The 20,230-nt window shown below is 67.5% G+C and carries 20 protein-coding genes and 1 pseudogene; 10 read left to right on the plus strand and 11 right to left on the minus strand.

Annotation, left to right across the window (positions count from 1 at the left end):
* Positions 1-26: 26 nt before the first annotated feature.
* A complete protein-coding gene (locus BJ987_RS26060; protein WP_209895099.1) occupies positions 27-992 on the plus strand; it encodes a zinc-binding dehydrogenase in 966 nt (321 codons plus the stop codon).
* Here BJ987_RS26060 and BJ987_RS26065 read toward each other — a convergent pair.
* A pseudogene (locus tag BJ987_RS26065) lies at positions 989-1,653 on the minus strand (O-methyltransferase). The gene BJ987_RS26060 and the pseudogene BJ987_RS26065 overlap by 4 nt on opposite strands.
* Before the next feature lie 227 nt (positions 1,654-1,880).
* Here BJ987_RS26065 and BJ987_RS26070 point away from each other — a divergent pair.
* On the plus strand, positions 1,881-2,720 hold the full coding sequence (locus tag BJ987_RS26070; protein ID WP_209895101.1) for an SGNH/GDSL hydrolase family protein: 840 nt from the start codon (positions 1,881-1,883) through the stop codon (positions 2,718-2,720).
* Between the two features lie 698 nt (positions 2,721-3,418).
* On the opposite strand, the gene BJ987_RS26075 is transcribed toward BJ987_RS26070, so the two are convergent.
* The 9 genes from BJ987_RS26075 to BJ987_RS26115 all read right to left on the minus strand — a co-directional run bounded on the left by BJ987_RS26075 (position 3,419) and on the right by BJ987_RS26115 (position 10,565).
* Positions 3,419-4,192 (minus strand): ESX secretion-associated protein EspG, encoded by a 774-nt coding sequence (locus BJ987_RS26075; protein WP_209895103.1) that lies wholly within the window; start codon positions 4,190-4,192, stop codon positions 3,419-3,421.
* Complete coding sequence (locus BJ987_RS26080; RefSeq protein WP_209895105.1) at positions 4,189-5,220, minus strand: hypothetical protein; 1,032 nt, start codon at positions 5,218-5,220, stop codon at positions 4,189-4,191. The genes BJ987_RS26075 and BJ987_RS26080 overlap by 4 nt, the downstream gene beginning before the upstream one ends.
* A 324-nt stretch (positions 5,221-5,544) precedes the next feature.
* Complete coding sequence (locus BJ987_RS26085) at positions 5,545-5,919, minus strand: hypothetical protein (RefSeq protein ID WP_209895107.1); 375 nt, start codon at positions 5,917-5,919, stop codon at positions 5,545-5,547.
* 12 nt (positions 5,920-5,931) lie between these two features.
* Complete coding sequence (locus tag BJ987_RS26090; RefSeq protein ID WP_209895109.1) at positions 5,932-6,507, minus strand: DUF3558 domain-containing protein; 576 nt, start codon at positions 6,505-6,507, stop codon at positions 5,932-5,934.
* Positions 6,508-6,844: 337 nt separating this feature from the next.
* Positions 6,845-8,566: an urease subunit alpha gene (locus BJ987_RS26095; RefSeq protein ID WP_209895111.1), complete on the minus strand. Its 1,722-nt coding sequence runs from the start codon at positions 8,564-8,566 to the stop codon at positions 6,845-6,847.
* Between the two features lie 3 nt (positions 8,567-8,569).
* The gene (locus tag BJ987_RS26100) at positions 8,570-8,887 is read right to left on the minus strand and encodes an urease subunit beta (RefSeq protein ID WP_209895113.1); all 318 of its coding nucleotides are present in this window, start codon (positions 8,885-8,887) and stop codon (positions 8,570-8,572) included.
* A gap of 3 nt (positions 8,888-8,890) precedes the next feature.
* A complete protein-coding gene (locus BJ987_RS26105) occupies positions 8,891-9,193 on the minus strand; it encodes an urease subunit gamma (RefSeq protein ID WP_209895115.1) in 303 nt (100 codons plus the stop codon).
* An 81-nt stretch (positions 9,194-9,274) separates the two neighbouring features.
* Complete coding sequence (locus BJ987_RS26110; protein WP_245367500.1) at positions 9,275-9,667, minus strand: PaaI family thioesterase; 393 nt, start codon at positions 9,665-9,667, stop codon at positions 9,275-9,277.
* 181 nt (positions 9,668-9,848) lie between these two features.
* The gene (locus tag BJ987_RS26115) at positions 9,849-10,565 is read right to left on the minus strand and encodes a hypothetical protein (RefSeq protein ID WP_245366132.1); all 717 of its coding nucleotides are present in this window, start codon (positions 10,563-10,565) and stop codon (positions 9,849-9,851) included.
* 107 nt (positions 10,566-10,672) lie between these two features.
* Here BJ987_RS26115 and BJ987_RS26120 point away from each other — a divergent pair, with 107 nt between their 5' ends.
* The 7 genes from BJ987_RS26120 to BJ987_RS26150 all read left to right on the plus strand — a co-directional run bounded on the left by BJ987_RS26120 (position 10,673) and on the right by BJ987_RS26150 (position 18,061).
* A complete protein-coding gene (locus BJ987_RS26120) occupies positions 10,673-11,719 on the plus strand; it encodes a FecCD family ABC transporter permease (protein ID WP_209895119.1) in 1,047 nt (348 codons plus the stop codon).
* 17 nt (positions 11,720-11,736) lie between these two features.
* The gene (locus BJ987_RS26125; protein WP_307869762.1) at positions 11,737-12,810 is read left to right on the plus strand and encodes a FecCD family ABC transporter permease; all 1,074 of its coding nucleotides are present in this window, start codon (positions 11,737-11,739) and stop codon (positions 12,808-12,810) included.
* The gene (locus BJ987_RS26130) at positions 12,807-13,634 is read left to right on the plus strand and encodes an ABC transporter ATP-binding protein (RefSeq protein ID WP_209895121.1); all 828 of its coding nucleotides are present in this window, start codon (positions 12,807-12,809) and stop codon (positions 13,632-13,634) included. The genes BJ987_RS26125 and BJ987_RS26130 overlap by 4 nt, the downstream gene beginning before the upstream one ends.
* A gap of 99 nt (positions 13,635-13,733) precedes the next feature.
* Positions 13,734-14,111, plus strand: a complete 378-nt coding sequence (locus tag BJ987_RS26135; protein WP_209895123.1) for a BlaI/MecI/CopY family transcriptional regulator — start codon at positions 13,734-13,736, stop codon at positions 14,109-14,111.
* A gap of 42 nt (positions 14,112-14,153) precedes the next feature.
* The gene (locus BJ987_RS26140; RefSeq protein WP_209895125.1) at positions 14,154-15,092 is read left to right on the plus strand and encodes a M56 family metallopeptidase; all 939 of its coding nucleotides are present in this window, start codon (positions 14,154-14,156) and stop codon (positions 15,090-15,092) included.
* A 173-nt stretch (positions 15,093-15,265) separates the two neighbouring features.
* Positions 15,266-16,912: a DEAD/DEAH box helicase gene (locus BJ987_RS26145; RefSeq protein WP_209895127.1), complete on the plus strand. Its 1,647-nt coding sequence runs from the start codon at positions 15,266-15,268 to the stop codon at positions 16,910-16,912.
* A 306-nt stretch (positions 16,913-17,218) separates the two neighbouring features.
* On the plus strand, positions 17,219-18,061 hold the full coding sequence (locus BJ987_RS26150) for a DMT family transporter (protein WP_209899112.1): 843 nt from the start codon (positions 17,219-17,221) through the stop codon (positions 18,059-18,061).
* A 4-nt stretch (positions 18,062-18,065) separates the two neighbouring features.
* Here BJ987_RS26150 and BJ987_RS26155 read toward each other — a convergent pair whose 3' ends face one another.
* Positions 18,066-18,596, minus strand: a complete 531-nt coding sequence (locus tag BJ987_RS26155; protein ID WP_209895129.1) for a hypothetical protein — start codon at positions 18,594-18,596, stop codon at positions 18,066-18,068.
* 118 nt (positions 18,597-18,714) lie between these two features.
* Here BJ987_RS26155 and BJ987_RS26160 point away from each other — a divergent pair, with 118 nt between their 5' ends.
* Positions 18,715-20,151 carry a GuaB1 family IMP dehydrogenase-related protein gene (locus BJ987_RS26160; RefSeq protein ID WP_209895131.1) on the plus strand — a complete coding sequence of 479 codons (1,437 nt, stop codon included), beginning with the start codon at positions 18,715-18,717 and terminating at the stop codon, positions 20,149-20,151.
* Positions 20,152-20,230 lie beyond the last annotated feature (79 nt).

Consider the following 20,230-nt stretch of genomic DNA (forward strand, 5'->3'; position numbering starts at 1 on the left):
TCCCTCGAGGTTGCAAGCTCAGGGGCATGCACGCGATCCGGCTCCATGCCTTCGGCCCCGCCGAGAACCTCCGATACGAAACCGTCGGCGACCCCGCGCCCGGCGCGCACCAGGTGCGGATCACCGTGGCCGCGGCGGGAGTGCACCTCGTCGACACCGCCCTGCGGCACGGCAGGCCCGGCCCGTACCCGCTGCCCGAGCTACCGACGATCCCGGGCCGCGAAGTCGCCGGAACGGTGGAATCGGTAGGAGCCGAGGTTGATTCGTCCTGGCTCGGCAAGCGCGTGGTGACCCACCTTGGGTCCGCGCCCGGCGGCTACGCCGAGCTCGCCATCGCGGATTCCGCCCGGCTGCACGTGATTCCGGAGAATCTGGACCCCGCCGAGGCGATCGCCATGATCGGGACCGGCCGGACCACCATGGGCATCCTGCAGTTCACCGACCTCGGACCGGACAGTGTCGCTGTCGTCACCGCCGCGGCCGGTGGCATCGGCACCCTGCTGGTCCAAGCCGCGAAGAACGCGGGCGCCTACGTCATCGGGCTCGCGGGTGGTCCCGGCAAGGTGGCGCGGGTCGCCGAGAACGGCGCGGACCTCGCTGTCGACTATCTCCGGCCGGGCTGGGACGAGCGGTTACGCGAATACCGGCCCACCGTCGTGTTCGACGCGGTGGGCGGCGAAATCGCCAGGGCCGCAGTCGATCTCCTGCGCACTGGCGGACACCATGTGGTCTATGGCTTCCCCGGTGGGCCGCTCGGCATCTCCGAGCGCGAACAGCGAGAGCGCGGCATCACCTCGCAAGTCGTGCTCGGGCCACCGATGATGCAGCGCGCCGGAGGCGATATCCGGGTACTCGAGGACCGGTCGCTGGCCGAGGCCGCGGCCGGTCGGCTGCGGCCCGCGGTCCAGCGCTTCCCGCTCGCGGACGCGGCCGGCGCCCACCGCGCCCTGGAAACCAGGGCGACGATGGGCAAGGTCGTGCTGATTCCCTAGTCGAGAACCAAGGCGTAGGCGAACCCGTCCCAGCCCTTCGCGCCGACGGTCTGCAGCACGGTGGCATCCAAACGCGGTTCGGCGGCGAGCAATTCGACGACTTCGCGGCTGCCGCGGATCGCGGGGTCGGTCGAGCCGGCGTCGGCGAGACCGCCTGGCGGACCACATTGTCGACGATGATCACCGAACCGGGACGGGTCAGCCGCAACGCCCAGCGCACATAGTTCGGATTATTGACCTTGTCGGCATCCAAGAACACCAGATCGAACGGTTCCGGGTTCTCCTCCGCCAGCACCGGCAGACTGTCCAGCGCCGCGCCGACCCGGATCTCCACCCGGTCACCGACACCCGCCCGGTCCAGGTTCTGCCGCGCCACCTCGGCATGGCGCGGCTCGTATTCCAAGGTCAGCACCTGTCCGGCCTTGCCGACCGCCCGAGCCAGCCACACCGTGCTGTAACCGCCCAGGGTGCCGACCTCCAGCACCCGGCGCACCCCGGCCGACCGCGCCAGCAGATACAGGAACTTCCCCTGCGGCGCGGACACATCGATCGCGGGCAGCCCCGCCTTGGCGTTCTCTTCCAGCACCGCCGCGGTCTCCGGGTCCCGGACCAGGTTCTCCACCAGGTAGCTGTCGACTTCAGCCCATTCAGCACTCGTCATGATCGCCAGTCTGCCACCGGAGCACGGCGCTCGGGCCGCTCGAGCAGGTCTCCGATGTGCGGCGCGGAAACCGGTCGCGGTTCGAAAGGCAGGTTGTCTGGAACCTGGCAACAATCCTCTTCGTGATTAGGCCGAATCCAGACCAGAGTGCAGGCCGGGATAGTAGGGTCCCAAAGCGGAACCAGCGCGTCTCACTTTGAGGCGCTCATGCGGAGCGGAGCATCAGGATGAGTGGCAGTCGGAAGCTGTGGGCGGCGATAGCGGCGGGGCTGTTGAGCACGGGCCCAATGATGCTCGCACCGAACGCCACGGCAGCACCCGCCGACGGCGGCGCGGAGTACGTGGCGCTCGGAGATTCGGGCGCCGCGACGACCGGCGTGCAGAAGTTCGACCCGAGCGCCCCACTGCAGTGCATCCGGTCGACAGCGAACACACCAAAACTGGTGGCCGAGGCACTGGGCGTACGCCTGGACGACCGCACCTGCAGCTCAGCCAAGATCAAGGACCTCACCACGCCCCAAGGCCCCGGTGTCCCACCGCAATTCGACGCCCTCGGCCCGAACACCAAACTGGTGACGGTGCACATCGGAGCCAACGACACGAATATGACCAGATACGTGCTCAACTGCCACACCGCAGGAGCACGACCATGCGCCGACCCAGCCTGGGACGCCGATATCGACGCCATCGCCGCGCCATACTCCACCGCACTGCAACGCATCTCGGAACTGGCCCCGAACGCTGAAGTGTACGTCGACGGCTGGCCACTGTACGTCCGTGAAGGCGGCTGCCCCGAACTTATCGGACTACGCCCGACCGACGCCGCGACCGTCCAACGCGCCTTCGACCGCCTCAACACGATTGTCGCCGCCGGCGCCGCCGCCCACGACGCGACCTACATCGACACCCGCACCCGAGCCATCGGCCACGATATGTGCGCACCTGAGGGCGTCCGCTGGTTCGACCCGGTCCTCGCCACCGAAACTTTGATCCCCTACCACCCCACCCCCACCGGCATGCGCGGCATCGCCGACATCATGCTGGAGGCGATACGGTCCACGCGCTGATCGAGCGGGGGCGCAACGTCTTCCGCACGGGGCCGTTGATCAGCAGCACAACGCGTCCACCTATCGGAAGCGGCCCGGTCCATTGACGGAGCGCGCAACAGGTTCCGGCTGCCGGAAGCAGCCACGACCGGATACTCAGCCACGCAACACGTTCCGGCCGCCGGACAACCAGCGGAGATAGACCGCAAGACATGATCTTCGAGGTCGCTCAACGAACGTGTGTCACGGCAACACGCGCGGCACGCCGACGCCGCCTTGCAGCTGGCCGTGTGGCACTCCCGGACGTTCGGGAGTTCTTTATCATCTGGCTGGATCGGAAATACGTAGATGACCGGCACCAGCCGCTTGAACTGCCAAGTGGGCTGCGATACTTGCTCAGTTGTTTCAGGTCGATTGGCAACCTGACGCAACAATCATCAGGCGCGCAACGGTTTTCGACCATCTCTGCCGATCAGCCGCGAAACGCGGTTCAAACCTCGCGAACCCGCGCAACGCTGGCACGCCATGTTCACTGGCGTGGGCGAGATTGTCGAGTCCCAGCGCCGGTGAGGGTGGCGAGGCGGTGGGCGCGGCGTATCACCGCAGCGTATCCCGCCCCGCCAATCAACCGCACGACGCGCTCCTTCCCGCAGCGGCCACGTCCCCAGATCAGGTGCGCAACGATGTCCAGCTGCCCGAAGCGGCTATGGGCCCCTTGATCAGGCGTGGGCTCGGTAGGCCGGGTCGGATTCCTCGCGGTGCGCCTCCACGGTGATGGCGAGGATGCGGTCCAGGTCGGCGGCGAGGAGTGGGCGGTCGGCAGGCGACGCCTTCAGTGTGCCGCCGTTGCGGACGATGTAGCGGCCATCCGGGTAGTCCATGATGTGGAAACCGCGAGACGGTGCGGGGCGTTTGTCGAAAGCTGGGCCCGCGTACACCGCGACATGCACGACCGCGCCGCGAGGGCGTTCGAAGAAGCGGGCGGCGAGTTTGCGTGGTGAGACCGGAGCGTCGTCGTGGAAACCGCGGAAGGGGCCGTCCTCTTCGAGATCGTGCCGCGACACTTCGATGCCCTCGCCGCTCCCCCGCGGCGTATTGGGCAGCTGAGCCAGCACGCGGCGGGAAATCTCGTGCGCTGGAAGCATTGTCATTCGCACCTTGCCGCCGCTGTCCGGCGCGTCGGTCGGCTCCTGCACCAACAGCACCGCATGCTGATAGTGCACCGCCGCGTGCACCCGCAACTTTTCCGTCCCCACCTTGCCGGCGACCTCGATGCGCGCCTCCGGCTCCGCCAGGATCCGCAACGCGGCGAACATGCTCTCGTCGAAATGCTTGTGCAGCGCCGCCGCTTCAGCTTTCCACGCTCTGTCGTAATCGGCGATCGTGTCCGCGGTCGACCGGTACTGCAACGGGTACGGCAGCACATCCCGGTCAGCCGCCCGCCACAGCACCTTGAACGCCAGCGGTGTGAACGTCCACTCGCGCTTGCTCATTCGCCGATCACCGGCGGGACCGTCTTCACGCGATGCTCCGGATCCAATCCGGTCAGGATCTCGCCGTTCTCCTGGTTGATCAGATAGTCCTTGGTCTGATGTTCCTTGTCGTCATCACCTTGACCGCGGGCTCCACCCATAGCGCCCATGCCCGGCATACCGGACATGCCGGCGCGGGCCGCGGCCGCGCGGTTCGGATTCTGCGCGGCAGCGGCAGTAGAACCGGGGGTACCCGAGACTGTTTTTCCCGCCCCAGGATTCGCGGTGCCAGGTGTGCCGGAACCTGGGACGCCCGAGCGCGGCACCCCGGAGCCGGGGATACTCGAACCGGGCACATTGGAACCGGGGCTACCTGAACCGGGGACATTCGAGCCAGGAACACCTGAACCCGGGACATTCGTACCGAGTTTCGGGTCAGTCGCTTTCGGTGTCTCGGCGGCGGCCGGGACAGTAGCCGCCGGGGTGGTCGGAGCGTCGGTCGTGGCCGGGTTCGTCGACGGATCGGTCGTACTCTGCGGAGCGGCGCTGGGATCCGGCTGGGTCGTCTCCGGCTTCGCCTCGGTCTTCGGCTCACCCGTGTTGTTGGGCGCCGTCGGGCCGCTGGACAGTGGTTGCGTGCCGTCGGAGGGCGTCTTGGGAACCACCGGCCCCGGTACCGCGGTGTCCTGCACCGGGTTGTACGGCTTCGGCACCAACGGCACCTTATCGTCGGCCTCCTTGACGGCCGGGTAGAAGACGTTCTTCACGATATTCGCCGCCGCCGACTGGTACGACTCTTCCCGATGCTCGTTCAGCTTCCAGGTGGGGCCCGGAACCCAGCTGGCGATATTGCTGGTCAGAGTGGTATCCGGCGCTTGCTGGACATTGGGCTTGGTGAGGTCGATGGCCGAGCGGACCAGCTTCACCTTCTCCGACACCAAAGCGACTGAATCGACCATGGTGCTCGACTTCTTCACGTACTCGGTGATACCGGTCGCCGCCGAATTGGCCGCTTCTCCTTGCCATTTGGCCTCTATGGCCTTGGTCATTTCAAGACCGAAGTTCACGAACCCGTCGTTCAGTTGGTTGCGTAAACCTTCCCAACGCTCATGCAGCGCCTTGACCGTGCCCGGATCCATCACCTGCACTCTTTCGTACAGGTCATCCAGTTTCTCCGGATTCTCATACGTTGACTCCGGCACCTTCGACGCTTGGAACTCAAGACCGCTATCGCCCACCAGCTCCTGAATCCGGTTGCGCGCCTGCGTTGCTTCGGGGCTCTCATCCTTCCCGACGTCCGGTGGTCCGGATTTACTCGACTCCCAAAGTGCAGCGGCAATTCCCGCGAATAGCAGACCCATGAAGTCCCCCGATCAGCTCAACAGCTTGTCTTGTTCGCCTGCGTTGACTTTGTCTTGAGATTCGTACTTTTCCACGGAAACTTGGATGGTGTCGCGGATAAGCTTGAGAACTTCGATATGGTCCATCAACGCGGCGTCAACGTTGCCTTCGCCGCCTATGGCCTTGCGACCGAGCATCTGAGCCAGGGCCTCGGCACACTTGAAATTGCCAAGTCCGGTGACCGTCTCCAGGTTCTTCAGGTCTCTGCGAAGTCCGTCATAAAGATCGATCTGCTTATTGCAAGCATCGCGGCAATCTTTGGCTACAGACTGATCCAAATACAGTCGGCCCGCTTTAGCTTCTTCTGCGAGAAACTTCCACCGCGTTACCTCCTCACCCATTGCCATGTCAATCTCCTATCAGCGCGGAAAAAGCGGCACGACGACCTCTGCAGCCTTGTTGGCTCTCTGGCAGGGAGGCTCGACATTAGTTGAAGATGCACGGTTGTAGATCGAAATGCTAAATGCGCCTTGCGCCGCTGGAAAGACCAAGTCGCAATCCTCGTTGGCTGTATCACGTGCGCGGTGGTATGTCACACCACTTCGTCCCGCGACTGCGATGTCCTTAAAATCTGTATTTCCGTCCTTCTTTTTGAAGTCATCTATGCCGAACGTCGTCGACCAAACGACCAGGTCGAAGTCAGCGTTATTCCAGCTGCACACCTTCCACCCCGGCTCCTCTACGCCCGCCACCCCGGACTCCTTGGTTTCCGGCTTCACTCCTACCTGTTTGAGCGCCTGATCCGATACCTGCGTGCACGGGTCCCATAACGTCGCTGTAGCCGCCGATGTATTTGTGGCAGTCGGCCCACCCTTCCCCTCGGTCTTCGACCCACACCCCGAAGCCACCAGCACCACCCCGGCCAGCGCCGCTACCGTCGCTGTTGTCCGTCGTCCCACCAATGCCTCCGCTCCCAGGCCGTCATAGATGCCCATAGTCTAGGACGCGCACCCGCTCGCGCCGGTTCCGTTGCGTCCAAAGCCGCGCTACACCTTCGCAGCCTCGGTGTGCACCTTCCTGTCGTACTCACGAATCCGGCGAGGTCGTCCATCGCCTCGCCGGATTCGCCCAAGCGCTGTCCACACCAGTCCGGCGTTGACTCCGCCCCAGGCCGCGTTCAGCCGGTCCTACTTACTTCGACGCGACCCAGTCGCTACCGGTTCCATCGACTTTCCGAAGTCGACTACCGCACCGCTGCACAAGACCGCATACCGGTCAGGTCCCTGGCGGCCTGCGTCGCACCCCGTTCCATCGCCCACGCGGCAATCAGGCTCAAAACAGAAAGTAGCGCTGCGCCATGGGAAGTTCGGTCGCGGGTTGCTCGGTCCACACCTCACCATCGATGCGGACCGTAAAGGTGTCCGGGTCGACTTCGATGTGGGGCATGGCGTCGTTGTGCGGCATGTCGGCTTTGGTGACGGCGCGAACATTCTTGACGGGAGCAAGTTTTCGGCGCAGGTTCAGGCGGTCGGCGAGTCCGTCGTCGATGGCGTGTTCGGAGACGAAATGCAGGGAGGTGGCGGCTGCGGCTACCGGGGCGGCGCCGAACATGGGGCGCGGGAGGACCGGCTGCGGGGTGGGGATGGAGGCGTTGGCGTCGCCCATCGCGGCCCAGGCGATCATGCCGCCTTTGAGGACCGCGTGCGGGCGCACGCCGAAGAACGCCGGTTCCCACAGCACGAGGTCGGCGAGTTTGCCGACTTCGACGGAGCCGACCTCGTGGTCGAGGCCGTGCGCGACCGCGGGCGCGATCGTGTATTTGGCGATGTAGCGCCGCACGCGGGCGTTGTCGGCGGCGCCGTCTCCGGGCAGGGCGCCGCGGCGCTTCTTCATTACGTGCGCGGTCTGCCAGGTGCGCATGACCACTTCACCGATGCGGCCCATGGCCTGGGAGTCGCTGCCGATCATGGAGATCGCGCCGAGGTCGTGCAGCAGGTCTTCGGCGGCGATGGTCGAGGGACGGATGCGGCTTTCGGCGAACGCCAGGTCCTCCGGGATGGAGGCGCTGAGGTGGTGGCACACCATCAGCATGTCGAGGTGTTCGTCGAGAGTGTTGACGGTGTGCGGCCGAGTGGGGTTGGTGGAGCTGGGCAGCACATTGAGATGGGAAGCGACGGTGATGATGTCGGGTGCGTGGCCGCCGCCCGCGCCCTCGGTGTGGTAGGCGTGGATGCCGCGCCCGGCGATGGCGCCGAGGGTGTCCTCGACGAATCCCGCTTCGTTCAACGTGTCCGAGTGCAGCGCCACCTGGACACCGCTGGCGTCGGCCACGCGCAGGCAGGCGTCGATCGCGGCGGGGGTGGAGCCCCAGTCCTCGTGCAGTTTGAAACCCGCTGCGCCGCCGCGCAATTGCTCCCACATCGATTCGGCGCTGACCGTGTTGCCTTTGCCGAGCAGCACGATGTTCATCGGCCAGCTGTCCAGCGCCTCCAGCATGCGGGCCAGATGCCAGGAGCCGGGGGTGACGGTGGTGGCCTTGCTGCCTTCGGCCGGACCGGTGCCGCCGCCGATGAGCGTCGTGATGCCGCCGCCGAGCGCCTCCTCCATCAGCTGCGGGCAGATGAAGTGCACGTGGCAGTCGATGGCCCCGGCGGTGACGATGCGACCGTTGCCCGCGATGATCTCCGTCGACGGGCCGACCACCAGGTCCGGATGCACTCCGCTCATGGTGTCGGGGTTGCCGGCTTTGCCGATGGCGCAGATACGCCCGTCTCGAATACCGAGGTCCGCCTTGATGATTCCCCAGTGGTCGATGATCACGACACCGGTGATCACGGTGTCCGGGGCACCGTCCGCGCGGGTGGCTCGGGACTGCCCCATGGATTCGCGCAGCACCTTGCCGCCGCCGAAGACGGCTTCCTCACCGGCGAGACCCGGTCCGCCGGAACGGTCTTCGGTGATCTCGATCAGCAGATCGGTGTCCGCCAAGCGGATTCGGTCACCCGTGGTCGGCCCGAACAGCTCGGCGTAACGGGCACGGCTCAGTTCGGTCATGTCCTACCTTGTCGAATCCAGGTGGCCGGGCGGGTCCAGGCTGATGCCGTGCACTTCCCGGGTGCCGCCCAGTGGAACCAGCGATACCCGCTGGGCCAGACCGGGTTCGAAGCGCACAGCGGTGCCGGCGGGAATATCGAGGCGGTGCCCGTAGGCGGCGGCGCGGTCGAATTCCAGGGCGGCGTTGGACTGCGGGAAATGCACGTGGCTGCCGACCTGCACCGGTCGATCGCCGGTATTGACGACTTCGAGCGCGAGTCGCTCAGCGCCGGCGTTCAGCTCGATAGCGCCTTCGGCGCACAGGTATTCACCGGGAATCACGCGCTATCCGATCGGATTGTGGACGGTGACGAGCTTGGTGCCGTCCGGGAAGGTGGCTTCGACCTGAACGTCGTGAATCATCTCCGGCACACCCGCCATGACATCGGTGCGCGCGAGCACGGTGCGACCCGAGGACATGAGTTCGGCGACCGTGCGTCCGTCGCGGGCCCCTTCGAGCACGTGATCGGTGATCAGCGCGACCGCCTCGGGGTGGTTCAGCTTGAGTCCGCGGGCCTGCCGGCGCCGGGCCAGTTCGGCCGCGTAGCTGAGCAGCAGCCGCTCCTGCTCGTGCGGTGACAGTCGCATCCGGGCTCCTCGCCGGTCGGAAGGGATGGGTGACGGACATTCTGGCACGCCCGTGCCGCCGGTGTGGGACGAGCGTCGGCCTCAGCTTCGCTTGGGCAGGTTTTGCAACCGCACCTGCCCGCGCGCGATGACCCGGTCCTGTTCGTCGGTGACGACGACCTGCCACAGCTGCTGCAGCCGCCCGCGGTGGATCGGCGTGGCCTCGGCGGTCAGGGTGCCCGCGCTCACGGCGCGCAGGAAGTCGGTGTTGTTGTTGACGCCGACGACATTGCCCTGGTCGCCGTACCAGTACTGACCGCCGGTGCTGGCCAGCGATTCGATGACGGTGCACAGCACGCCGCCGTTCTGAATCCCGGCCGGCTGGTACAGGTGCGGCTTCACCACCCATTCGCCGCACACCCGGTCGGGCCCCACCTCGGTGAAGCGCAGCCCGATCAGATCGGTGAAGGTGCCCTCGCTGTACTTGGTCATCATCTCGGGTGTCAGTTCGCCGATCGAGGTGGGCGCAAGCGGTTTGTCGGTCATAACTCAGAGCCTAAACAGAGCGGCGGGCCCCACCCGAAGGTGGAGCCCGCCGCGGCAAGGAACGGGGAGTCGACCGCAGCCCTCGGGACTCCCGCTCGATCCGAACGCCGAAAACGAGTATAGGTCAGGCTTACCTAAGTTGGCAAGTGTCTGGCACGACGGAGGGGCTGCGCCGCACCGGCAAGCCGCGTTCCTCCAGTGCCATCAGCAGCCCCTGACCGCGCCGGGCCGCCTCGACCGGGCTGGTGCGGGCCAGTTCCGGCACGTAAGTGCTTGCGCCGACAATGGATTCACCGACCAGCGCCCAGAACCGCCGCGCCCCCAGACCGGCGCACCGCGCCAGCGCCTGCTGGATCAACGTCAGCGAGGAGGCGCAGCGATGCGCCAGCCACACATACATCGCCCGCTCACAGGGGAAGGTCACCACGCCGGATTCACCCGCCAGGCGATCACCGGGCAGCACGCGAATCGTGGTGTCCACCAAGCCCGCCCAGTCGATCCCGCCGTCGTTGTCGTTGTGGATCCACAGGTTCTCGAGTCCGGGATCCCAGGCCCGGCCCTCGACCATCAGCAGGGCGCTCACCCGGCCGATCACCGCGTGGATCAGCGCCGTCGCAACGACTTCGGCGGCGATGTCCGCACTGATCATCTCCGCGGCATGCCGTCGGTACATCAGCTCGATGCGACCCTCACCCAGCCCGGTGGCGAGCTGCCACCAGCGCCGCTTGCCCTGATCAGCCATGTCGGCAACGGCGTAGACGCGCGGATGTTCCGGTTGCAGCGCACGCAATCGGGTGCAGGCGCGGTCGAACGGCTGCTGCGAGCGGATGGTCATGGGCTCGAGCATCGAACCTCCTCGGTGTCGGCTCCGTTGTGGGTCGACACCGAACATAGGTTAGCCTTACCAGACCTAGCAAGAGTGAATGTTGAATCAGTCAGGAGAAGTTCCACCCAGTGACACTCCTCGGCACGATCAGGCGACGACGCCGGATCGGACTTCTCCTCAGCGCCGCGCTGCTCTGTCTCGCGGCGCTGGCGAGTATTGCCGTCGGAACCCGATCCCTTTCTCCGGCCACGGTTTACGACGCCGTACACACCGCGCTGACCTGCGCGAGCGGGCCGTTCGAATGCCCCGCGCGGTCGACGGCGGAGGAGATCGTGCGCGGACTCCGGCTGCCCCGCACGGCACTCGCCCTGGTGTGCGGCCTCGCGCTCGGCATCACCGGCGCGCTGATCCAGGGCTACACCCGCAACCCGCTCTCCGACGCCGGGCTGCTCGGATTGAACTCGGGGGCGGCCTTTCTCGCCGCGTTGAGCGTCTACCTGTTCAGCTTCACTGCTCCGCGGCAGTACATCGGTTTCGCCTTCGCCGGGACATTGCTCGCCGGACTGGTGGTCTTCGGCGCGTCCTCGCTGGGCGGCGGCAAGGCCAGTCCGTTGAGCCTCGTACTGGCGGGCGCTGCCGTAGCCGCGTTCCTGCAAGCGATGACGAATGCCGTTGTGCTGCTGGACCCCGCCGCACTCGACACCTACCGATTCTGGGTGGTCGGCACTGTCGCCGGACGTGACGCCCAGGTGTTCTGGCAGGTATTGCCGTTCCTGATGATCGGTTCGGTCCTGGCGGTGGCCGCCGCGCCCGGCCTGAACCTGCTCACCCTCGGTGACGAGGTGGCGCGCGGTCTCGGCGTGCACATCGGTCGCAGCCGGGCATTGGGTCTCGCCGCGATCGTCCTGCTGTGCGGCGCGGCCACCGCCGCGATCGGTCCGATCGTGTTCTTGGGGCTGATCGTGCCGCATCTCGCGCGCGTGCTCACCGGACCCGATTACCGCTGGCTGATCCCCTGTTCCGGGCTGCTCGGCGGGCTGCTCCTCCTCGTCGCCGACATCGCGGGCCGGGTCGTCAACCGGCCGGGTGAACTCGAGGTCGGCGTTATGCTCGCGGCTATCGGGGCACCGTTCTTCATCGCTCATGTGCGCCGCCGGAAGCTGGTGAGCCTGTGACGGTCACGGAACACACTGTGCTGCAGAATGTTCGGCCTGCCGCCCGGGTCGGGCCGATATCGCTGGTGTGGCGGCCCGCGATGGTGACGATCATCGTCATGCTCGCGGCATTGCTGTCGGTGGCATTCTGCTGGCATGTGGCACAAGGCGATTCGCCGATCCCGCTGAGCCGGGTGCTCGATGTGTTGTCCGGCGGCGGGACCCGCTCGCAGCGGTTCATCGTCCTGGAATCGCGTCTGCCGCGCGCGCTCACCGCGGTACTCGTCGGCGCCGCGCTGGGCATGTCGGGCGCGATCACGCAGTCGATTCTGCACAACCCGCTGGCCGGCCCCGACATGCTCGGCATCACGACCGGCGCGAGCGTCGGCGCGGTCGCCGTCATCGTCGGCACCGGCGCGACAACGGGTTTCGCGGCCACCATCGGCGCGCCGCTGGCCGCGCTCGCCTGCGGTCTGCTCACCGCGATGCTGATCTATCTGCTGGCCTGGGGCCGCGGCCGGACCGGCGAAAGCGGCGCGACCGGTTTGCGGTTGGTGCTCGTCGGCATCGGCGTGAACGCGGTCATGGTCGCCGCCCTGAGCTGGCTGGTCGCCCGCGCGTCGCTGCTGGACGCGATGCGGGCGCAGCAATGGTTGACCGGCTCGCTGAACGCCGTCGACCAGGGCAGACTCGTGCCGACCGCCTTGGCGCTGGCGCTGGTCGCCGCGGTCGCGCTGATCTCGGCGCGCACCTTGGCCGCACTGCGCCTCGGCCACGAAACCAGCCGGGTACTCGGTGTGCGCATCCAAACCCAGCAGGCGCTGCTGATCGGCGCGGCCGTGGCGGCGGCCTCGATCGCGACCGCCGCCGTCGGACCGATCTCGTTCGTAGCGCTGGCCGCACCGCAGATCGCGCGGCGCCTGCTGCGAACCCCCGGCGAACCGCTTGTCGGCTCGGCGCTCGTCGGCGCCCTCGGCGTGGTGGGCTCGGACGTGGCGGCTCGCACCTTGTTTCCCGTCGACCTGCCCGCGGGCATCCTCACCGCCGCGTGCGGCGGACCGTTCCTGTTGTATTTGCTTGTGCGTATGAATCGGAAGGCGACCCTGTCATGACCACCGCGAATCCCGATCACCGACTGGCCGCCGAGGAAGTCACCCTCGGTTACGGCGACCGGGTCATCGTCGACGGGCTCACCCTCGACATCGCCCCCGGCGTCGTCACCACCGTCATCGGACCCAACGGCTGCGGCAAGTCGACGCTGCTGCGCTCGCTGGGCCGGTTGCTCAAACCGCATGAGGGCCGAGTAGTGTTGGACGGCAAGGCGATCTCGTCGATGAAGACCAAGGATGTGGCGCGAGTCGTCGGCATGCTGCCGCAGACCCCGGTCGCGCCCGAGGGTCTCACCGTCGCCGATCTCGTAGCTCGCGGTCGGCATCCGCATCAGTCCTGGCTGCGGCAGTGGTCGGCGACCGACGAGGCCGAGGTGCTGACCGCGCTCGAGCAGACCGGCATCGCCGATCTCGCCGACCGCCCGCTCGACGAACTCTCCGGCGGTCAGCGCCAGCGTGCCTGGATCTCCATGGCGCTGGCCCAGGGCACCGACATCCTGTTGCTCGACGAGCCGACCACCTACCTCGACCTCGCGCACTCGCTGGAAGTGCTCGATCTGGTGGACCGGTTGCACGACGACATGGGCCGCACCGTGGTGATGGTGCTGCACGATCTGAATCTCGCGATCCGCTACAGCGATCAGTTGATCGTTATGCGCGCCGGGCAGATCATCGCCCAGGGCGCGCCCGGCGACATCATCAGTGCCGAATTGTTGCAGGAGGTCTTCGGGTTGAGCGCGACGGTGCTCGAGGATCCGGTCTCGGGGCGTCCCATGATCGTGCCGATCGGCACGCGGCATGTTTTGGCGTCCACGCGAGTGAAGTAATACAGTGTCGGCCGGACTATGACGAATCCCACACAGCAATCAGACAGTTACGACATCGTGTAGTACGCAATTGTGTCGTTGAGTCCGTAAACTTGTGGGATGGCAGGACTTGGTGAACTCGAGAAAGCGGTCATGGACCAGCTGTGGTCCAGCGACGAACCGCAAACGGTACGGCAGGTGCACGAGGCATTGGCCGCACGTCGCGAGCTTGCCTACACCACGGTGATGACCGTGCTGCAGCGTCTGGCGAAGAAGAACCTGGTGGTTCAGCGCCGCGATGATCGGGCCCATCGTTATGCGCCGGTGCACACCCGCGACGAGCTCGTGGCGAGCCTGATGTTCGACGCGCTCCAGCAAGCGGAGGAAAAGGGCAGCCGCGCAGCGGCACTCGTACACTTCGTCGAGCAGGTCGGACGCGACGAAGCCGACGCGTTGCGCGAGGCACTCGCTAAGCTCGAAGACAACGAGGGGACGTAAACTCCTCGCGTCCCAGGCCCCACAACGCAGTGAGCTGAGTCGATGAACGCAACCGCGCCGGTATTCGCCGGACTCGCTTTGCTTCTCGCGGGGCCTGCTCCAGCTCTGCTGAGCCGCTCGACCTGGCCTTACCGGGTACCGCGCGCGGCACTCGTGTTGTGGCAGGCCATCGCGCTGGCCGCCGTGCTCTCCGCGTTCGGTTCCGGCTTGGCCATCGCGGCCGAATTGCTGGTGCCGGGACCCGACGGCCGCCCGACCACCTCCCCCACCGCGGAGATCGACGTGCTCGGGCTGCCGCTGTGGCTGGCTTACGTGACGGTGTTCGCACTGACGCTGCTGGTCGGCGCGCGCCTGATCTTCTCCGTCATCCGGGTGGGCGTGCATACCCGGCGGCGGCGCAACCGGCATCGCATGCTGGTCGATCTGCTCGATCAGAGCGGTCCGCACCGGCGCGCGGCCGATATCCGGGTGCTCGCCGCCACCGAACCGATCGCCTACTGCCTCCCGGGGCTACGCCAGCGGGTGGTGCTCAGCGAAGGCACGCTGACCAACCTCGACGACGCCGAGGTCACCGCGATCGTCAGCCATGAACGCTCCCATCTGCGCGCCCGCCACGATCTGGTGCTCGAAGCGTTCACCGCCGTGCACGAGGCGTTTCCGCGGGTGGTGCGCTCGAAAGCCGCGCTCGGTTCGGTCAAATTGCTCATCGAATTACTCGCCGACGATTCCGCGGTCAAGGTCACCGGGCCCAAGCCGCTGGCGCGCGCGCTGGTCGCGTGCGCCAAGTCCACCGCGCCGCAGGGCGCGCTCGCCGCGGGCGGGCCGACCACGCTCATCCGTATCCAGCGCTTGAGCGGACAGATCGGTGATCTGCGTCTCGCGTCGGCCGCTTACCTGGGCTCCGCCGCGATCCTGGTGGTGCCGACGCTCGCCGTCGCGGTACCCTGGCTGGTCGAGATCGGTCGGCTTTTCCGAAGCTGACTCCGGCTCGATCGGTTCGATCGGCTCTCCACGTTCGGCTGGACCATGTACCGCCCGACCCCGATCTTCGCTATCGACCACGAGTGCCCGAAAACGGCGCACCGTGCGGTGAACCTCAACCGTGTTCACCGACTCCGAACAGTGCGAGTTGCGCTGAACACGAAAGGCACCACTTGACCCCCTCGACTCCTGCCACCACGGCCCCCGCCGTGACCTTCGCGGAGCTGGGACTACCCGCCGTCCTCGTCCAGACGTTGCGCCGCAACGGGATCGAGGCGCCCTTCCCCATCCAGGCCGCCACCTGCCGCGACGCGCTGGCGGGCAAAGACGTCCTCGGACGCGGGCCCACCGGCTCCGGCAAAACCCTCGCTTTCGGCCTGCCGATGCTGACCCTGCTGGCCGGTAATGCCGGCGCCAAGCCCGGCCGCCCGCGCGGCCTCGTGCTGGTGCCCACCCGCGAGCTGGCCACCCAGATCGAACGCGCCCTCGACGAGCTCGCGCTCGCGCTCGGCCTGCGCATCGCCTCCGTCGTCGGCGGCGCGCCCATCAAGCGCCAGGCCGACCGGCTCGCGCGCGGCGTCGATCTGCTCATCGCCACGCCCGGTCGCCTGGAAGACCTGATCAAGCAGCGCTCCGCGGACCTGTCCGACGTGCGCATCACCGCGCTCGACGAAGCCGACCACATGGCCGACATGGGCTTCCTTCCCCAGGTCACCAAGCTGCTCGATCGCACCCCGAAAGACGGTCAGCGCCTGCTGTTCTCGGCCACCCTCGACGGCGACGTCGACAAACTGGTCAAGAAGTACCTGCACTCCCCCGTCACGCATTCCACCGCGCCCGCCTCGGCCTCGGTCTCGACCATGTCGCACCACCTGCTCTACGTGCGCGACAAGTTCGACAAGCGCGCGGTGGCCACCGAGATCGCCGCCCGTGACGGCCTGACCATCATGTTCGTGCGCACCAAGCACGGCGCGGACCGTCTGGCCAAGCAGTTGCGCGGTGCGGGCGTCAACGCCGGCGCGATGCACGGTGGCAAGGCTCAGAACAATCGCGAACGCACCCTGGCCGCGTTCGCCGACGGCACCACTCCCGTGCTGGTCGTCACCGACGTCGCCGCGCGCGGCATCCACATCGACGGCATTTCCCTTGTCGTGCATGTGGATCCGCCCGCCGAGTCCAAGGCCTACCTGCACCGCGCGGGCCGCACCGCGCGCGCCGGCGAGGACGGTGTGGTCGTCACGCTGGTCACCACCGAGGAGCGCGCCGAGGTGGAGAAGATGACCCGCAAGGCGGGCGTCGACGTCGTCGGCGTGACGGTGCGACCGGGCGACCGAAAGCTGATCGAGATCACCGGTGCCAAGCAGCCTTCGGGCGTGCCGATCGCACCGGCGGCCGCGCCCGCGGTAAACGCGCCCAGGACCGGCGGCCGTTCCACCGGCGGCGGCCGACCCCGCCGCGACGGCAGCGCCGACTCCAACGGTTACGCGTCCTCGCGCCGTTCCGACGGATCCGGCCGTCCCGCAACAGGTTCCGGCCGCTCGGGCGCGACGCGCGGGTCCACTGGCGGCGCGAGCCGTGGCGCAGGATCCGCTGGCCGCACCGCCGGTGCAGTCCGCGGTACGAGCACTCCCGCGCGTGCTGAGAGTGGCGCTCGCACCGCCACCGCGCCCAAATCGACTGGTGCCCACAGCCGTTCCACCGGGGCCGCGTCCACCGGTCGCGCGACGCGCGCGAGTGGCACTGACACGCCCGGAAACGCGCGTCGCCGCGCCGGTCGCCCCCAGGGCTCCCCGGCCCACCGCAACCGCGGAGCAAACTAGCCTGCGCTGGTAGGCCCCGGCCCGAATACGGTGTATACCAACGCTGAGCGACACTTTCCGAAATGTTGCCGCTCAGCGTTGGAAGCCTCGATACTCGAGCTGCGCACCACCGATGTCGCCGAACACCCGCGACAACAGGCGCGCGGCGAGAACAGCCTCGACCTGCCCGACAGTTACGACTTGCTGCCCATCGCGGTGATCTGCGCCCTGGGCTCCGAGCAATCGGCATCCAGGCACTCAACCAGGACGCGCCGATCGCGTTCGAGTTTGATCACCTCAGCGCATCGCGCGGTGGACACTGTGCCCGTGCCACATCATCCGCTAGCCGCCATCCTCTGCGCGCTTGTCGCTGCCCTGCTGTTCGCGGTCGCTGCCGTTGCTCAGCAGCGGGCGGCCGCGGCGGTGCCGGAGGGTGCGTCTCTGCTGGGTTCGCTGGTGCGGAACCCGCGCTGGTGGGCCGCGATCATCGGGGACGCGGGCGGCTACGCCATGCAGGTGGCCGCGCTCGCGCTCGGACCGGTTCTGCTGGTACAGCCGATTCTGGTGAGCGCTTTGGTTTTCGCGTTGCCGCTCTCGGCGCGCCTCAATGCTCGCCGGGTTTCCGCTCGCACCTGGGGCATGGCGCTCGCGCTGGTTGCCGCGCTGGCCGGATTTCTCATTATCGGCGACCCGACCGAAGGCAATCCGACTGCGGCGCTGAGCGATTGGTTGTGGCCGCTGGCGATCCTGTTGGGGCTGATAGCGATCGCGGTGCTTGCCGGGCTCCGTAGCGACCCGACCCGCCGCGCCCTGCTGTTCGGCGCCGCGGGTGGTTCGCTGTATGGCTTGGCCGCGGCCCTCACCGCCGGCGTCGCCGGCCAGTTCTCGCGCGGCTTTCTCCCTCTGCTCGTCGATTGGCAGACGTGGGCGTTGGTCGCCGCCGGGCTCGTCGGGCTCTACCTCCAGCAGCAGGCCTTCCACGTGGGCCCGCTGGCCGCCTCACTGCCCGCCGTCACCATCACCGAGCCGCTGGCCGCGGCCTTCCTCGGCCTCACCGTCCTCGACGAGCGCTTGCGCACCAGCGGATTGGGGATCATCGCCATCGCGGTAGCCGTAATCGTCATGTGCGCCACCACGATTCGACTCTCCCGCACCCAGGCCGAGACCTGAAGGCTCAGTCGACGGTCAGGTGGTAGGTCGTGTCGACCCAGAACCCGCCGCCGGTGCTCGCTTTGATCTCCAGCACGTAATGTCCGGGGACCAGCGGAGCCAGCCCGGCCCACAGTCCCCAGGCGCGGCGACGCCTCAGCGAGGCCCGCAGCGGCCGCACCTTCGCCCAGAAGGGCGGCGAGACGAACTCACGCAACTCGAGCGGCACACCGTTGAGATAGGCCTTCGCCGAGACGACGTCCATGGTCAGCGGCTCTTTCGAGACCCGCATCGTGTGCACCGTATTGATCACCGGGAAGAACAGCGCCCTTCCCGAGGGCACGGCGCACCGGCGCACGACCCGCCCGCCATAGGTACCCGCGAGGAACCAGACCTCCGCGGACTGATTCCAGGCCGCGTGCTCGCCGGTCTCGTCGGCGACCGGACTGCGATCGGCGGGGGCCGACAACGCCCACTGCCACCAGCGCGCCGCGAGATATCCGCCGTCCCGCTCGCTCAACTCCCACGAGCTGCCGCTCCGCACCCCATCGTCCATGCCACACTCCGCGAACAGCCCACCCACGGGCACCCACTCCAACCGCTAGACCATATCGTCGCGGCAGGTATGCCGGGCGATTGCGCGGAACTCCGGCAAGCCGGTTAGTATTGGTCAAGTGCAGTTTCTCCCTGGCCATCAGCCGCCCTACGACCTGACCTACGACGACATCTTCCTCGTCCCGAATCGGACGGATGTCGCGTCCCGGTTCGACGTAGATCTGTCGACCGTCGATGGGTCCGGTACCACCATCCCGATCGTCGTGGCGAACATGACCGCGGTCGCGGGCCGCCGGATGGCCGAGACGGTCGCCCGCCGCGGCGGCATCGTGGTGCTACCGCAGGATCTGCCGATCAGCGCGGCCGCCGACACCATCGCCTTCGTGAAGAGCCGCTCGCTCACCGCCGACACCCCGGTCACCTTGGACCCGGAGCGTTCGGTGTCCGAGGCCATCGCCCTGATGCACAAGCGTGCGCACGGCGCCGTCGTGGTCCTCGAGGGCGACAAGCCGGTCGGCGTCGTCACCGAAGCCGCTTGCACCGATGTCGACCGCTTCGCCCGCCTGCACGACGTGATGAACACCGACTTCGTCTCCGCGCCGGCCGACACCTCGCCGCGCGAGATCTTCGAACTGCTCGAAGCGGGCCGCGCGAAGTTCGCGGTCCTCACCAAGAACGACGGCACGCTGGCCGGCGTGATGACCCGCACCGGCACCGTTCGCGCGGGCATCTACCAGCCCAACGTCGACGCCAACGGCCGGCTGCGCATCGCCGCCGCCGTCGGCATCAATGGTGACGTCGCCGCCAAGGCCAAGGCCCTGGTCGACGCCGGCGCCGACCTGCTGGTGCTGGACACCGCGCACGGGCATCAGGAAAAGATGCTGGAAGCGCTGCGCACCGTGGCCGATCTGGGCCTCGGTGTCCCGCTGGTCGCGGGCAACGTGGTGTCCGCCCAGGGCGTGCGCGATCTCGCCGCCGCCGGCGCGACCATCATCAAGGTCGGTGTCGGTCCCGGCGCCATGTGCACGACCCGCATGATGACCGGCGTGGGCCGGCCGCAGTTCTCGGCGGTCGCCGAATGCGCCGCCGCCGCCAAGGAACTCGGCGTGCACATCTGGGCCGATGGTGGCGTGCGTCACCCACGAGACGTGGCTCTGGCTCTGGCGGCCGGCGCGGCCAACGTGATGATCGGTTCCTGGTTCGCCGGCACCTACGAATCGCCCGGCGACCTGCGCACCGACCGCGACGGCAACCGCTACAAGGAAAGCTTCGGCATGGCCTCCAAGCGCGCGGTCGCCGCGCGCACCGCCACCGACAGCGGATTCGACCGGGCCCGCAAAGCCTTGTTCGAGGAAGGCATCTCCAGCTCGCGGATGCGTCTGGATCCGGAGCGTCCCGGCGTCGAGGACCTGATCGATCACATCTGCTCCGGTGTGCGCAGCGCCTGCACCTATGCCGGCGCCCGCAGCCTGCCTCAGTTCACCGACAAGGCGGTGCTCGGCGTGCAGTCCGCGGCCGGCTTCGCCGAGGGTCGTCCGCTGCCCAGCGGCTGGTAATACCCGGTTGGTCGGGCTCGGGCTCGACACACCCGCGGAATTCGGTTACCGGCCCACGCGTCGCCTCGCGTGGGCCGGT

Origin of the sequence: Nocardia goodfellowii, assembly GCF_017875645.1 — a bacterium.
Lineage (GTDB): Bacteria > Actinomycetota > Actinomycetes > Mycobacteriales > Mycobacteriaceae > Nocardia > Nocardia goodfellowii.